Origin of the sequence: Rhizobium sp. BK456 (assembly GCF_014194045.1) — a bacterium.
Classification (GTDB): Bacteria; Pseudomonadota; Alphaproteobacteria; order Rhizobiales; family Rhizobiaceae; genus Rhizobium; species Rhizobium redzepovicii.
In genome coordinates, this window is record NZ_JACIAO010000001.1 from 256937 (window position 1) to 272547 (window position 15611).

15 protein-coding genes are annotated in these 15611 nt (G+C 58.6%); 12 read left to right on the forward strand and 3 right to left on the reverse strand.

All coding sequences use genetic code 11. The features are described from left to right. Positions 1-52: 52 nt before the first annotated feature. The 10 genes from FHX03_RS01475 to FHX03_RS01520 all read left to right on the forward strand — a co-directional run bounded on the left by FHX03_RS01475 (position 53) and on the right by FHX03_RS01520 (position 11389). Positions 53-379 carry a hypothetical protein gene (locus tag FHX03_RS01475; RefSeq protein ID WP_183852165.1) on the forward strand — a complete coding sequence of 109 codons (327 nt, stop codon included), beginning with the start codon at positions 53-55 and terminating at the stop codon, positions 377-379. A 5-nt stretch (positions 380-384) separates the two neighbouring features. Next, positions 385-1554, forward strand: coding sequence for a hypothetical protein (locus FHX03_RS01480; RefSeq protein ID WP_183852167.1), 1170 nt, complete (start codon positions 385-387; stop codon positions 1552-1554). After that, positions 1551-1796: a hypothetical protein gene (locus FHX03_RS01485; RefSeq protein ID WP_183852169.1), complete on the forward strand. Its 246-nt coding sequence runs from the start codon at positions 1551-1553 to the stop codon at positions 1794-1796. Before FHX03_RS01480 ends, FHX03_RS01485 begins: the two co-directional genes overlap by 4 nt. Before the next feature lies 1 nt (position 1797). Then, a complete protein-coding gene (locus FHX03_RS01490) occupies positions 1798-3891 on the forward strand; it encodes a hypothetical protein (RefSeq protein WP_183852171.1) in 2094 nt (697 codons plus the stop codon). Between the two features lie 374 nt (positions 3892-4265). Continuing rightward, a complete protein-coding gene (locus tag FHX03_RS01495; RefSeq protein ID WP_183852173.1) occupies positions 4266-4724 on the forward strand; it encodes a hypothetical protein in 459 nt (152 codons plus the stop codon). Positions 4725-4741: 17 nt separating this feature from the next. Beyond that, positions 4742-5536, forward strand: coding sequence for a hypothetical protein (locus FHX03_RS01500; protein WP_183852175.1), 795 nt, complete (start codon positions 4742-4744; stop codon positions 5534-5536). 60 nt (positions 5537-5596) lie between these two features. Next, positions 5597-6160 (forward strand): hypothetical protein, encoded by a 564-nt coding sequence (locus tag FHX03_RS01505; protein ID WP_183852177.1) that lies wholly within the window; start codon positions 5597-5599, stop codon positions 6158-6160. Between the two features lie 221 nt (positions 6161-6381). Next, the gene (locus tag FHX03_RS01510) at positions 6382-8988 is read left to right on the forward strand and encodes a hypothetical protein (RefSeq protein WP_183852179.1); all 2607 of its coding nucleotides are present in this window, start codon (positions 6382-6384) and stop codon (positions 8986-8988) included. Next, on the forward strand, positions 8988-9524 hold the full coding sequence (locus tag FHX03_RS01515) for a hypothetical protein (RefSeq protein WP_183852180.1): 537 nt from the start codon (positions 8988-8990) through the stop codon (positions 9522-9524). The genes FHX03_RS01510 and FHX03_RS01515 overlap by 1 nt, the downstream gene beginning before the upstream one ends. Beyond that, on the forward strand, positions 9524-11389 hold the full coding sequence (locus tag FHX03_RS01520) for a hypothetical protein (protein ID WP_183852182.1): 1866 nt from the start codon (positions 9524-9526) through the stop codon (positions 11387-11389). The genes FHX03_RS01515 and FHX03_RS01520 overlap by 1 nt, the downstream gene beginning before the upstream one ends. 203 nt (positions 11390-11592) lie before the next feature. On the opposite strand, the gene FHX03_RS01525 is transcribed toward FHX03_RS01520, so the two are convergent. Together FHX03_RS01525 and FHX03_RS01530 are read right to left on the reverse strand one after the other, a co-directional pair. Then, positions 11593-12348 carry a hypothetical protein gene (locus FHX03_RS01525; protein ID WP_183852184.1) on the reverse strand — a complete coding sequence of 252 codons (756 nt, stop codon included), beginning with the start codon at positions 12346-12348 and terminating at the stop codon, positions 11593-11595. A gap of 9 nt (positions 12349-12357) precedes the next feature. After that, a complete protein-coding gene (locus FHX03_RS01530; RefSeq protein WP_183852185.1) occupies positions 12358-12672 on the reverse strand; it encodes a hypothetical protein in 315 nt (104 codons plus the stop codon). Between the two features lie 82 nt (positions 12673-12754). On the opposite strand from FHX03_RS01530, the gene FHX03_RS01535 reads away from it, so the two are divergent. Then, positions 12755-13039 (forward strand): hypothetical protein, encoded by a 285-nt coding sequence (locus tag FHX03_RS01535; RefSeq protein WP_183852187.1) that lies wholly within the window; start codon positions 12755-12757, stop codon positions 13037-13039. A gap of 141 nt (positions 13040-13180) precedes the next feature. Next, entirely contained in the window at positions 13181-15076 is a 1896-nt protein-coding gene (locus tag FHX03_RS01540; protein ID WP_183852189.1) for a hypothetical protein, read from the forward strand. On the opposite strand, the gene FHX03_RS01545 is transcribed toward FHX03_RS01540, so the two are convergent. After that, the gene (locus FHX03_RS01545) at positions 15073-15435 is read right to left on the reverse strand and encodes a hypothetical protein (protein ID WP_024315787.1); all 363 of its coding nucleotides are present in this window, start codon (positions 15433-15435) and stop codon (positions 15073-15075) included. The two genes, FHX03_RS01540 and FHX03_RS01545, sit on opposite strands and share 4 nt — an antisense overlap. Positions 15436-15611 lie beyond the last annotated feature (176 nt).

Consider the following 15611-nt stretch of genomic DNA (forward strand, 5'->3'; position numbering starts at 1 on the left):
CTCCTTTGACCCGGCTGCGCACTTCCTTTCCTTTCATTCCCGGAGCGCCCTGATGGCAAACACAATCGAATCCCCGGTCAGCTCTCTCGGCGAATCCTTCGATGTCGCTCTGCTCGATTCCGCTCGCGTCTTCGCGGTCGATGTCGCCGCCGACACCACTGTAAAACACACCCTTGGCAGCACGACCACGCTCATCACGATTGCTGTCGGTCTCGACGCGTCCGCAGCTGCTCTGACCGTCGTCCGTGGCTCCTCATACGATGCCGCCAAGGCGTGGCCCCTGATGCCGGGATATTTCCCGTTCGGTGTGCCGGGTGGCAGCCGTGACATTCATTTCAACGCCGCGGCCGACACGGTCGTCTACGTCATGGAGAACTGATCTACATGATGGTTCCGAACGTCATTGGCTTTGGAGGGAGCGGTCACGAATTCACCGCCGACGATCTGCTGAACCTCGAAGTCGAGGCGCTGGAGACAGCTGCCGGCTCCGAGGACGTGATTGTGCGCATCACCGACGGCCTGCGACTTCTGACGACGCGACAGATCCTTGCTCAAACGCTCTCGGCTGCCGGCACCCTGACAGGAACGGAGAAAGTCGTCCTCAGAACCGCTTCCGGTCTCGTCGAGACGTCGCTCGCACTCATTCGATCATTCGTATCGCTTGATCCCACCAAGATCCGCATCAAGAAGCGGCTTCTTACACGCCTGTCGGATGGCGGCGATCACTGGATGTGGACGGCCTCGGGCACAGCGAACCGTCAGATCATCCTCGATATCGTCAAGGCGAACTTCCTGACGGCTGCAGAGCAGTCCCTTGCGATCGCCGAGCACATCGATTGCAAGCTGTGGGTCTGCTCGGGTGGCGGTGGTGGGGGTTATAACCATGCTCAAGCATTCGGCGGACATCCAGGCAACCTGACGATCCGCGAGTTCAAGCTTTCGGACGTGCCGACGGCTTCATGGTCATTTCAGGTCGGCGCAGGCGGATCCGGCGGCAACGTGGGCGGAGCCAGCTATTTTGGTCCTAATGGATCTGTCTGTCACGCATTCTCGCAGGGCGGCTGGCCGGGCGGCCAAGGCACGGCCAATCAGGGCCTTTTCTACGAGCTGATGAAGTCTTACGGGGCTGATCGCGTCCTCGCGACGCATCTTGGAGACACGGCCAACGACTGGACGTCGAACGCACCTCATGGATGGGTCGGCCCCGGTGGTGGTGGCTCTCAGATCTGGGCGCTTCGCCGCGGCGGAAACGGTTCGATGGGATCCAAAGTCAACTTCCGGCAGGGATCTGTCGAATCCTCGACGGTTTCCACCTCACGGACGTACGACGCACCAAAAGGTCAGGACCACAATCCTCTCTACGCAGATTCATGGGGCGCAGGCGGCGGAGTTGGCGTTGGAGCCACCGTCGGACCTAACGGCCCAGGAGCTGGTGGCTTTCCGGGCGGTGGCGGTGGCGGATCAAACACCACCAACCAAGCGCAGATTGCCTGGGGGGCGGCTGGCGCCATCAAGATTCAATTCTGGCTGACAACGATTGAGGTGACCGCATGAGCGATCCTTTCGAAAACCGATTCCTGGTCGTCGGCGAAGACGCCACAGTGATCAATGTCGTCGTTGGATATGTCGACGTACCCAAGGCAGGAATGATCGCACAGACTGCTGAGACGGGTATCGTCGGCATTGGATGGGTCTTTAACGCCGACGAGACCTTCACTTCACCGGGCGGCCCCGTTGCCGCGCCGATGCCCGATTACCTGAACTCTGCCCCTGCAGAAGAAGCTGCGGAGGCCTGACATGATGGTTCCTAACATCACATCCACCGGAACTGGCGGTGGCATTCCCGGACAACGAGGCAAAAGCGCTTACGAAGTCGCCGTCGACAACGGTTTCGATGGCTCCGTGGTCGAATGGCTCGCTTCCCTTGAAGGTCATGACGGCGCGAGCGCCTATGCGGTTGCCGTCGCAGAAGGCTTCGATGGCTCGCAGGCCGAGTGGATTGAATCCCTGAAGGGTGAAGCCGGGGTTGGGCTCACCAATCGCGGCGCCTTCGTACTGGGATCCTCCTATTCGCCGTCGGACTATGTATTCGCCCCCGGCAATTCCTCTCCGACGTCCATGTTCATTTGTCAGGCATCGGGGCCATTCGTGGCCTCCGTCGCGCCGGCTGCCGATCCCGATCGATGGGTCGAATTCTCTGCTCCCGCGGGTGCCGACGGTTCGGACGGAAAATCCGTGGAACTGCGTAAGACCTCGACCGCGATTCAATGGCGCCAGGTGCCCGACGGCAACTGGGCCGACCTTGTACTCCTCGCCGATCTCGAAGGAACCGACGGCAAGTCCGTTGAACTGCAGAAGACATCGACCGCCATTCAGTGGCGGCAGACTGGGGGCGTATTCGCCGACCTCGTGACGCTCGCCGACATCACCGGAACGAGCGGCCGCGATGGAATCGACGGTGCCCAGTATGTCGTCAGCACCATGTCGACCGTCACGCTACCATCAGCTGTTACTGCGATCCGTGCAGGCGGTTATTACACTCCGGGTGACGGCGGGGCGGCCCTTTATAAGGTCGTTGCAAGCCAGCCTGCGCATGGTGGCAAGTTCCAAACCGCGGATTCTCGGTGGTGGGAGCTGCAGGCATCGGGCGAGGTCTGGGCACAGCAATTCGGTGCGAAACCGGAGGCTGGTTTCAACAACTCGCCCGCGATCAACGCCGCTACCGATTTCCTTGTCTCTAAGGGTGGTGGCTACATCAAGTACGGCCCTGGCGTCTATGAGCTCGGTGCCGAGGTCACCCTGAAGTCTCGCGTCGTTCATAGCGGCGTGGGTCGGCGTGTGACGTGGCTGCGGCGGAAAGACGGATATCTTGGCGACCTTTTGAAGACGCAGGACTTTGACACTCTCTGGACAGGCGACAGCGCCAACGGCCCGAACCGTTTCGGCATCGAACACATGACGATCCACGGGCGGAAGGACCAGAACCCGACGTCCACCGGGTGGAACATCAGGATCTACGGCCGCGCATATCATATCCGCGACGTTGACTCCGAATACTGTTGCAACGGCGGCTACTACAGCCGCTGGGGTTCGGTTGCTGCGGCGTGGGACAACGACACGACAGATAGCGCTGGTGAGTGCTTCATCGACGAATTCTTCGTGCAGTTCTCGCGTCAATGGCCCATTTTCGACGGCCCCCACGATAGCCAGATCGGCCGTATGCTGGTGTCCATGTCGCGGCACTTCATGGATGCGCTTCAAGGATCAAGCACGTTCGAGATCGGACCTCGCGCTTCCGGCTCGCAGTTTGCTCAGTTGCATTGTTGGGGCGACAGTCCGGAATGGTGCCTGACACAGTACGCGCAGGCGATCTCCATCAGTGATCTCATCCTCGATGATGCTCGTGCGGGCACGGGTCTCACGGGCGGCGGATTGCTGAAGATGCTCGGCTCAGACTGCTTCATTCAGGGCCGCGGCGTCCAGTGGGGAAACGACAACATTAAGGGTATCCAGCTCGGTCAGCCGGGCACGGCGACAGCGCAACGGAACCGCATCACGATGCTCCTGACATCGGTACCAGCGGTGGCCATCGACTTCTCTGACGACGGCGGCAATGACATTGACCTCACGGTGACAGCATATTCGTCGACACTGAACTGGACCGGAACGCGTCACGCGACGACGACGTTCAAATACACGGAGCGCGGAGGTGGTGCTGGCACGAACGATATTTTCAGCAAATTCGGCGCTCTGCAGATTACCCGTCAGTCGATCAAGCTCGACCCGCGCAGCAGCACCCCGACGGACCCGTGGGAAGATGGCCTGATCTACTACGACAGCTCGTTGCATAAAGTGCGCGTGTATTCGAACGGCGCCTGGGTGAACCTCTGATGGTAGCCCGCATCTTCGCCCCACTCCCTCGGATCTTCATGCGCACCTTCTCGGAGCCGGCACCCGCCACGTGGGTACGGCATCGAGAGGATGGCAGCACTGCATCCGACAATCTGCAGGTCATCTTCAATGCGTCCTCGACGATCGCTGACGCTGACGGGATTTCCATGCTGACCGGAGTACCAACGGCTCGGTGCGCTGTCGCTGACGCCCTGAGGCTTGAGCCGACCAGATCTGATGGCAAGCAGGAGAACATTTTCCGGAACGAAGGTCGCGATGAGCTGGTCATCGGAGGCCGGGCGTACGATGTCGAATCTTGCAGCGGGGATGGGTACGGTATGCTGACCATCGTCCTTAAGGGATAGCGAGATCGCATGCCGCATGTCCGTACGCAGCTCAGGAACGCCGTTAAAACCCGGCTCTCTACCGTGCCCTCAATCAAGAGCGCGCAGAACGCCAGCCGTTTCCTTCGCAAGTTTCAGGACGACAACCTTCCCATCGCTCTTGTCGGCGTTTCGGAAACCGTCACGCAGGCTGCCGGCAGCATGATCGGCCAGCAGCCGCAGACCAGGTCATACACTATCCATGTCAGGCTCGGCGTACACGGAGACGATGATGTCGAAGATCGTCTCGAACAGATCGCGGTCGATGTCGAGAAAGCGCTTCTGTTTCCGGTGACCGGGATCGGAAAGATCTCGAACTGGAAATATGCGGGAGCCGAAGACCTCGCCCCTGCCGAGATCGAGTGCGGCATCCTGTGCTCGCAGCTGCTCACCTACACCGCGGACATCTGGACGCTCGACGCCGAGCCCGACCGCAATCTTCACGCCTAATTCTTTGGGAGAACAAAATGGCAACTTACCCCATCAGACAACTTACCTCTATGCAGCGCCTCATGGGTGGTGCCGGACTTGTTCGCGCGCATGGCGACCAGAAGTGGACGAAAACAGGTCCGATCGAGACTGTAAACCTCACTCCGAATATCACCGTGCAGCCTGTCTACAGCAACGAATGGGGCGACAGGCGCCTCCTGCGGAACATGACCACCACAAAGGAAGCCACACTTGAGCTGACCGGAATCCAGATGTGGACGGAATGGCTGTACGAGGCGTTGTTCATGTCGAACCACAAGTACAAGACACAGGCCGCTGTCGTGACGGCTACGCTGGAAGTCGAGGATGTCGCGGCCGGGACTGTTGTTACGTTGCCTGGAATCAACGGCACGATCACTGCGATCGACGATGGTGCTTCCGGCGATCCGGTTGAATACACCGAAAACGTCGACTTTATCTTCCATCCATCAACGGGAACGATCGAATTCCTAAAGGTCCCCGCGGGCGCAGCCGCTGATGCCACAGTTCGTTATTCGCTGCCGGCCGTCACCGAAACTGCAGGACTCCTTGATCTCGAGATCATGGAGAACAGCGGATGGCGCGGTGAGTTCATCTACATCGGCGTGACAAAGGACGGAAACGGCACGGAAGTCAAAATGCACCTCCCGGATGTCGAGTTCCGCCCCAACGGCGCCATTGCAACTGGTGACACTGCGAACCCGAACGTCGGTGGTCTGACGGGATCGGTCTATTCCACGCCCGACCACGGCTACGGCACCATCCAAGGCCTCGCTAAGATCGTGAACGCCTAATCCTTCGGGAGCCGGAGATCTCCGGCTCCTTCCCCCACGCATGCAATCAAGGAGGAACGCATGTCCAATCCCGAATTTTCAGTCCGCGATCTGCTCGCGTCCGTTCAGCATCGTTATGAGGCCGTCGAAATCGTTCCCGGCGCGTCTGCAGAGCTCCGTGCCCCGACGATTTCCGAAATCTGCGCCATTGTGGCCGATCACGAAGATCTGCTCCGTCTGTTTGACGGTCTGCCTCCGGCGGAAAGCCAAGATCGCGCCGTTCGCGACCAGCATATTGTCGTCAATCTCTTCCGCCGCACGCCGCTCGCTCTTGCAGCCCTCGGTGCCTGCTCGTTGGGCAAGCCCAACGACCGCGAAACGATCGACGGCATCCTCGGCGCTCCGGATGACTTCCAATTGAACCTCGCCGTCCTCGCATATTCGATGATGATCAGGGAATACGAGGGCGTTCAGGGCCTTTTTACTCGGGTCCTGGCGCGAATGGGCGAGCTGGGACTGAAATCGCTGCAGACGCTTATCTTAACGATCTTGGACTCGACATTGCCGACGGCCCCGTCGATCAGCCTGCCCCTGTCGAAGCCGAAAAGCCAGAAGACGAAGGCATCTGGACGGAAAGCGGCCTGAGACTGGACGGAGTTTTCGTCCATATCCTGAAGCTGGCGCTCGAATACGAGATCCGCACCGGGCGTAGCGGTCTCGATTTCACCGTCGGCCAGCTTCTCGCCCGTGTCGGCACGATGAAGGAGATGGATAAGGCGAAAACCATCGACACCGCGCGATCAGTGGCCGTGGGGATGTCCGGAGAAGAGAAGGCGTGGAAGACGCTGACAGATAAGTGAGTAGTGATGACCACAACGCCGGAAATCAAAACGAAATTCACACTCGAGGGGCTTGAGAACGCCACCGCGAGATTGCGTTCGTTCGGTCGATCTTTCGGTCTTGTGATGCTTGGCGTCCACAAGGATACGACAGCGTTTAAGAACCCGTTCAAAGGTCTCGACCTGTCCTTGCGGAATATTGAGAACCACGCACGGGCGAAAGAGGTCGCGAAGGTTGGAGCAAAGGCGGCTTTCACTGGTATCAAAATCGGAGCACTCGGCGCGGCGGTCTCGGTCGGCGCTCTAGCACTGAAGTTCGCGGCCCTTTCCAAGGTAGCCGTAGACTCAGCAAAGGAGACGGCTGCCAGCCTCAAGCAAATTGGCCTTGATGCGGACAAGATTGGCGCATCCCCGCAGGATGTGAACGTCCTCGGTTTCGCAGGCGAGCGCAGCGGCGTCGATCGCGACGAGATTATCAACCAAATCTCCACGATCTCCAACGAATTCTTGACCGTTCGTGACAACATCGGGAAGGCTAACTCTGCCTACCAGAGTTTCCTTGGCATGCAAGCCAAGCAGGCCGCACTCGGCGCTCGTGTCGGCGGCGCGGCTGGATTTGGATCTGTACTTTCGGGTTTCTCGGAAGCCGACCTCCAGGCTCGAACGCAGTCGATCACGGCAATCGAGGCTCGCCTTCAGCAGATCGACGAATACCAAAACCGCATCTCGGTCGAGCGCCCTCACTACGGCGGGATCGACCCAGACACGCTCTCTCAAGCCGGAAATCTGGCACTCGATAGAGAGCGCCAGCAGCTCCTTGCCGCCCAGTCCCAGTACAAGCAAGGGCTTTCGCCTCAGGGTCAGGCGCTTACCGAACTCCAAGGCTTCGGGATCGATTTCGACCGCGCGTCCAAGGGTGGCGTGGACGGTCTTGTTGCGATTAGTGAGGCTTTCCAAAGGATTCAGGATCCCGCGCAGAAAGCCCGAGTTGCTATGCGTCTCTTCGGCGAAGATGCCGGAACGAAAATGATCCCGCTGTTGAACGGCGGCAAGAAAGCGATCGACGAATACCGTGAGACGTTGAAGCGGCTCGGCGGAGAAGTCACGGCCGAAGACGTTGAGAAAGCAAAGGCCTATGAGAACGCTGTGCAAGATATGCAGACGGCGATTGGTGGGATTCGACTCGAAATCGCTCGGAATCTTCTGCCATACCTCACAGAAACCTCGGTACAGCTCACGAACTGGTTTGTGAAAAGTCGTGTAGCGATTGCGAAATACGCTACTGGGGCGTTTCTTGATCTTAGGCAGTTCACGACAGACATCATCAGCATCATTGGCGGCGACACGGACGATATCAAAACGAAATGGCTCGATTCCCTCGTCAAAAAGTCTGCCGAGCTGGTGCCGTTGTGGAACGCGATTAAGGCGACCTGGTCTGATGCCATCAAGCAGGTCTCATTGCTGTGGAACGGCAAGGATGCCGACTACGCTTGGCTCAATACGCTTCGAGACGGCGCCATCAGCGTTAAGAACGTCATTATGGACGTATGGGCGCAGATCGTACACCTCGTGAAAGGCGAAAACACCGACTATGCGTGGCTCAACAAACTGCGTGACGGAGTGGTGTGGTTCTCTTCGCACCTCGCCGACGCCTTCGCGCTCTTTCGGAAGACGATGTCCACAATCGCAGACGTCGTGAATCCGATTCTGAAGATCTTCCACACAGATTTAACCACGACGCTGCTGTTCGTCGGAATGCTCCGGTTCTCTGGACTTCTCGGGAAAGTGGCCCTCTCGCTCGTTGGCTTAAAAAGATGGGCTCTCGGTTCGTCGGTAGCAACTGAAACCACCGCGGCATCCGTGGCAGGCGGTGCCGCCGCCGAGGCTGCTACTGTCCAGTCATCCGCCGCTATTGCTGCGGCAGCTACGGAAGCGAAAGTGGCATCCAGGGCGGCGACCGAAGGCGTCAAGGGTATTGGCACCGCTGCGACCGGAGCAGTCCCGAAGATCCGGTCGCTTGGCTCCTCCTTCGCCGCAGTTGGCAAGACTGCGGCTGGATCCCTCGCGAATGCTGCTAAGGCCGTTCTCGGATCCGTCGGCGGAATCAAGCTCGGCGTCGACGGCATCCTCAACGCCCTGCTCCTCCTGCCTGTCGTAGCAACGACGACATATACCCTCGGCCAGCAGTTCGCGGCTTGGATGCTGAAAGACGTTGAAGCCGCGACGGACAAGGTGATCTCGGCGCAGGCAAGGCTTATGGCTGTGCAGGGGAACAATGCACTGTATGAGCGTCTTGGCATGCGCGACGACAGCGTCAGGACCAAGGGAGCACAAAAGCTCGTTTATGGCGACCAGATGGGCATTCAGGCTCCCGATCCGACGTATTACATGACCGCGGCTCAAAAGGCTCAGTATTCCAAGGAACTCATGAATGGGTTCATGGGCTGGGACAAGAACTACGACGGGGGCGACCTCGGTGCGCTCGCACGCGAGTCCGAGGCTCGTCGTGGTGCTGTCTCGAAGCGCGTTGCCGTCGATATCAACGTCAACGGTCGCCCGACGACGCTCTACGGAGACGATGTGTCTTCGACGCAGCTCACACGCGACCTAGAGTACGCAAATAGGAGCTACTGATGGCTGAGTTCGAAGGACACACCAAACTTCTCTGCCCGGCGCTCGGGATCGGATGGCAGACGGCGTTCAATCTCAGCGTCGAGATGCAGCCGATTTCCGGATCCGCGATCATGACCCGAGATTGGAACGGTAAGATGGTCAACCTCGCCGATCCGATGTTCCGTCTCTACGCCATCCGGATCTCATCTGGTGCCGACGACCTTCGTCCGCCAGCGCTGGCTGGGATGTGGCCGGGGGAGGTTTTCACCGTGGTCCCTCCTTCCGAACTCTGCGTCGTCATCCCGGTCGGTAGCTCGACAGCCATTTTCCCGAGGCAGATTCATACCGCCCGCGCCATCACTCTCGGGTTCGACCATGTAGCGATGACGTTCGCCGACAAGACGGCTACGCTCTCGGCTCCGGCGACAGAGGTCGTGCGCGTCTATGCCACGATGGAGCACGAAGTCATGGTCATCGAGCCTTGGCAACAGACCTTCCGTGAAGCGGAAGCCCAGTATTCGTGGCAGATCTCCACCGAAGAAGTCGGAGGATTCTGATGCTCCGACTCCAATTCATCGAGAGCTACAGCGCTCCGTTCGCACCGTCTGGAGCAGACGGTGATGCTTTCGTCGTGCTGTCGGGGTCGATCCTTGAGCAGCGAAACGGCCGCAAAGTGGAGCCTATCTTCCGCGTCACAATTCAGAATCCTGGAATTGTCGGCTGGATGCCGGCAGCTCTGAGATACGCGATCTTGTGGGAGCAGCGCACCGAAGACGTGGCGCCCGTTCTCCTTGCTCGCGGGAGGCTCGTGCCCCTGCCGACAGGCATGGCCGGAGCCACGATCGAACTAACATTCCGCTGCCTGCCGCCGTCCAGCGACGATGTCGTCAAGTCCGCCGCCAATCTACTGCGGATTTCCGAGGCCTTTGACTACGATCCCGACGCCGAACTCGTCGATCGACTTGACGCCGAATATTACGATCCGCTTTTCTTCGGTGCTGCCGCCGATGACGACTACGAAGGCGTCCTTGTTGCCCGGCCGGAAATCTGGCGCTGGGATCGCCAGACGCTTGAAGTCAGCCGTACGCATATCGTCGACAGCGATGTCATTCACGACATCGGTTTTAACGGCGTCGGCGATCCTCCTGCCCTGAGCGTCACGAACCCGCCGAAGCCGATTTCTCGCATCCGCCTGTCGGCTGCATGGACACAGACAGCTAAAGGCCGCCAGACAGTTTCAGAAAATAGCAGTGTGACCACGTTTACGTGGGAAGACTTCCAGAACACGTTCCCGCAGCCGGGCACATCCATCGGATCCAACACCGGATGGACTGTCGGCGAGTCCGAGATCGTCGACGTATCGGATTCGACTCCCGTGTCACTGACGATTTCCGGCTCGAAGTTCGGATCGGCATCGGGCGGCACGGTCAAGCTGCTTCCGAAATACATTGAATTCCGTATCGCCGCCGCGTTCGACTATCAGCAGCAACGCGAGGAGATGCTGGAGATCCTCATGCCTTCCGGACTCCAGGAGCTTCCAGAAGAAGATGATCAAACGGAAACCATGGAGCAGCCAACCCTGCAGGCGCTCAATGTCGATCCCTCGACGCCGGAGTGGCAGTATGAGGATCCCGATACGCTCGAGCGTATGCATTATGATGTCGGTTATGAAGTCCTCGCGAACGGATCGGCATGGTCGTGCGTGACCGAGCACGATGCCACCGAAGATTTCACAGTCCGCGAGATCGATGATGGCCCGGTTCTATGGGAACGCCGCGAGAAGCGCGCACCGATGAAGGACTCAAAGTCAGCCAGATATTTCGACCTACCTCGCGGCGTTCGTTCCGTTCGCCACGCAGTCCTGCGCCTTTATCGATCCGTACTCGAACGCAGCCAATGTGCCGAGACGACATTCGAAGTGCCGTGGATGGTCGGCCGCTCTATCACGACCGCGGACTCCTGTCGGATCGCGCACCGTCGTCTCCCGGGTGGGGAGGTGACAGGCAAGGTCACCAGTGTCGAGCTGGTCATGGAACAGGGCGGCAGACGGTCGGCTAAGATCTCCATCGTCAGCGTACCCGGGACCGGTACGATTGTACCCGCGCCCGGCGAGGGCCAATTCCAGACCGGAGATGTGGTCTACTCGACTAGCTACCGAGGCGTCACTGAACCAGTGAACGCCGCAGCTCTCGCCGCGCAGTCGCCGAGGATCTTCGAATTCGAGAACATCTGGTCCGAGCAGGCGTCCGCGGCTAACGGCTCCTCGGATCCTGTTGCTGTAATCGGAGCGAACCCGACACGGTTGCGGATTGCCTTCAACCCACTGCGCGAAGAAGACACCCTGCGTCGTCGGATGACGGTTACATGCCTTCCGCCGTCGCTGCCGAAGCAGCTAAATCTGCGTCCGGACATAGGAGCCTGACATGTCCCAAAGAACGAACCTCGCGATGAGTGCCTTTGTCGTCAGACGCATCCGTTCCGAAGTCGATGGTCGGCCGAAGACTGTGACCTATGATGTCATGCCACGATGGGATGTGACCAGCGAGACAGGACTTGTCATCGGTAGTGAGGGTGCGGTGGACGCCTCGTCGTGTATGATCTCAACCAGCATCCCGTTCACGCCGCCTACGTGATGCGCCTGATTTCCTCGCGGTGATCGCCCCACTTCCAATCTGGCAACTCCCATCGAGGAACATCGAGCATTACACCCGCCAGCGCTTCTTCCATCTCCATGGCCTTGTGAAACTGCGCTCGTCCAAAGTGCAGCGGCAGCCGTTCCTCTGGATATTCATCCTTCGAGTCTAGGATAATTCGGAAGGGCATGATCTCCTGAAGATCAGCTAGGAAACGGCCATGCTCCTTGTAGTAACCCGTGTTCGCACTCGCGATCGCCTTAGTCAGCCTTCCAGACACAGGTTCGTATGAGATGATCCAGCAAACCTTCACGCCGGACCGAACGTAACGATCACTTCTGCTGAGGAAGTCCCGTAGATGCTGGCTCGATAATTGGATTTCGAATGCGACGCGCCGTCCATCGTGAGTCTCCGTCAGGACATCCGCGACCCATTCCTCGCCGTCTGGCGAAACTCCGGGGACCTCGATGTTCGCTTTAAAGCCCATAGATCGCAGCGACTTGACGACGTCGATCTTCAGGCGGGTGTGCGCGTAGCTCTCCGGCTTTGGAAGAGCGCCAGTGTATCCTGGATAGTGTGCGAAAAACCTCAACCCCTTGATCGAGGTCTTCGCAGTCGCAGGCCACTTCGTCCGGGGCATCGTTATGCTGCCTTTGGGCAGTTGGCAGAGCGCATCCCAGACGGAATCCGTTACCGAAAAAGCCTCAAGCTCTTCTCCGGTTGCGGTTAGGTATGCGATCTGCCCCATTCGTGATCCTTAGATTGTGATCTCTGCTTCATACTGCCCGCTCGGCAGCTTTCGATATACTACCCGGCCGCCCTTATTGCCTATCTTGACCAGCTCTCGCCCCCATACGTCTCCGTAGCGGAGAGCCAGTGCGATATCCCGAGGGTTCGTCGGAGGGGTTAGTGGCAGCTCGAATCCGGTCGTCAGATTGGGGGCGATGTCCGGCCATTGCTCGGTTTCCGAGGTCATCTGAATGTCCGAGGCATCGATGACCAAAGTATATGTGCCGCCATTGGCCAGGATGTTGTCGATTCCTGCTCGATCAGCAGCGGTGAGAGCCACCATTTTTCATCGTCCTCCTCGAATCTTGCACGGTAGTCGGTTCCACTCACTGGAGATCACATTCCAGAACCGAGTACAACCGACAATGAGCGATACACTTCCGTCCGGTGAGATCCTTGAGTTGATCAAGGGACAGGCCCGGCTCGAGACCAAACTCGACCAGTTTTTCTCGAGCCAGACGGCCATGAAGAGCGAGATCGACACCCTGAAGGTCGATATCGGCGCCGTGAAAGCCGATATCGCCGAGATCAAAGTCCAGCGCCGGATCACCAAGGGCTATATTTCGTTCATTGTCGCCGGCGTCTCGCTGGTTGCGGGTGTCGTCGGCCAGTTTATCGATCCCCTCATGAAAAAATTGTTCGGCGTATAATCGTTGGGCGGCCCAATGTCGTCAACCGGATTGCCGATACGCTCGCAAAAACAAAGCGTTGACGACTTGCGGCGGAGTCCGCCGACGCAAACCATCTTTTCAGACCTGCTCAAAGAAGCGGGCTATTGAAAGGATACCGAAATGCAGAATTCAAGCAGGTCCGCAGTCCGTCCGCTCATAGAAGACGTTCCCGCCGTCCGGCAAATGCTTGCCGATGGCACTCGTTACACTGACATCTGGAAATCTCTCGGCATCACAAAACAACGGCTGGATCGCATCAAGAAATTAATCGCCGAAATCGACACCGCCGAACCAGCCGCCGTTGAGCCGCCTGCTCCGGCACCTAAATCCCCCAAGATCAAGCCGAAGACCGAAAATGATCTTCGGGAACGGATTGCCACCGATGAACTCACGGTGCCGTTTTCGAACTGGCTCGGGAACGGCTGGTACCGTGAATCCGGAGATCCGCAGGAAATCTTCGAAACCGACGAGAATGGCGAGCAGCAGCTCGTAGGCATGAAGATCGACCCCGGTGTTCTCTGGCCGGACGAATGGAATGGACCGAAGTCGCTCGACGATATCTGGATCAGCCCGAACGTGCCTGCTCCTCGTCGATCGAGGAAAGCGGGTATCATCGTCTCGATGCACCAAGCACAGACTCCGACCCACGGGCCGTTTGCGGTGAACCTGCATGCTCTCGCGGTCGCACTGGGCGGATACGACATCCTTCTTGGTGGTGCGACCTACGGGAAGAGCCTGTTCACGAAGAAGCGGAAGCGTGACATCCTCGAAGTCGCGCCGTGGTCGTCGATGGTCTCCCATCTGGTCACCCGCAGTCGGCAGCATCTCGCTCCTGGTGTGCAGTTCTGCGCCGAGATGAACATGCGTCCAACGAAATCGAATCCGCTCACAGGCCTCAACGGATATATCCGCGGAACGACGTCGATCTTCGCTCATCCTAAACGCGCCATCGTCTCCGTGCCGCGGCCGCAATTCTCCGATCCGGTGACGATGTGGACGACAGGCGCATGCAGCGTGCCAAACTACGTCGAGCAAGAAGCCGGGTTGAAGGGGCTTCAGCGTCATACCATCGGCGCCGTCATCGTTGAGATCGACAACGAGGATCGCATCTTCGTCCGCAATATCGATGCCGATCCCGAAACCGGAAATTTCTTCGATCTGGATCTCTTCGTCTCAGGCGGGAACGTCTACACGATCGACGAAGCGATTGAGGAATCTCAGGGACAGCTCGAGCGCCCATTCCTCGGCATCCCGTGCACGCATCGCGCCGGGATCCACCCACCCTATGCTCGCGCGATGTGGGGATATGGTGGCAACCCGGAGGGTGACCGTCCTCTGATCGATCTTGTCCGTGCTCGTGGCCAAGCTTTCAATGACCTCTTCGACGGTCAGGCGATCAATCACCACGAAGATCGGAATCCGCTGGCGCTCTATCGCCGACACGCGGACAAGAAGCAGTTCGTTGAGCCTGAGATCGATCAGGCAGCGCGCTTCTTGTCGGAGACTGCAAGGCCCTGGTGCAAGAGCTACATCGTCTATTCCAACCACGACGACTTCCTAAAGCGGTGGCTTGAGCGGCCTTCTACTGAGGTATCCGTCGAGAACTCGAAGCTGTGGCACCTCGCCAACTATGAATGCCGCGCTGCCATCGATCGTGGCGATGCTTTCGACGTCTTCGAGTGGGTCATTCGCCGTTCGAATCCGTCAGCCGAGTTCGAACTGGTGAACGCAGACAAGCCACTCCACGTGTACGGCACCTACTACAATTTCCACGGAGATGTCGGCGCGAACGGCGCCCGAGGATCCACCGCAGGGCTGGCGAAGCTCGGGCTGAAGATCTCGAAGGCCCACGACCACGGCCTCGGCTGGATCGACGACTGCATCTCCATGGGCAACCTGATCCACCGTGCTGACTATGCTAAGGGGCCGACGGGATGGGTCGGCGCTTGGCATCTCGGACACTCAGACGGAAACAGACAAGTTGGTCTTCTCGTCGGCGACAAGTATCGAGCCTAGTCTTCGGCTTCCTCTTCCTGAAGTCCAAGCTCCGTGTATAGCGCGTCTTGGTCAATTGATCCCGTCGTGCGGAAAGCCCGCATCTCCGCCGAGACCAACTGACCAGCCCGTAACGGGGTCGCGCCCTCGAGCGTCGTTGCTTTGAGTAGGCCATAACCACCGCGTTGCTCGAGTGGATACATCAGGAGTCCGAACTCAGCCGCCCATTCGACAACACTAGTCCTAAACGCCGCCTTCAGCGTGGTGCGTCTGGAAACTGTTTTCAGCGTCTGATCGCTGATGCGAGCGCGAGTGCGTTCAGATCTGTGCAGCATCGTGGCGAGCAGTAGGGCAGTATCAGCAGACGACATGTAGGCCATGGTTGACGATCCTCCTTCAGGATTTGTGTGATCCTAAATAAGGATTTTTTGGATCTCGTCAATCGAGTTTTGCTGCCGGCGATTTCCTTGTGTTTTGTAATGTTAGAACATAACATGAGTATCACTCTGGAGACTATCATGGCTGCCACATACCTACCCACCCCTTTCAAATGCGC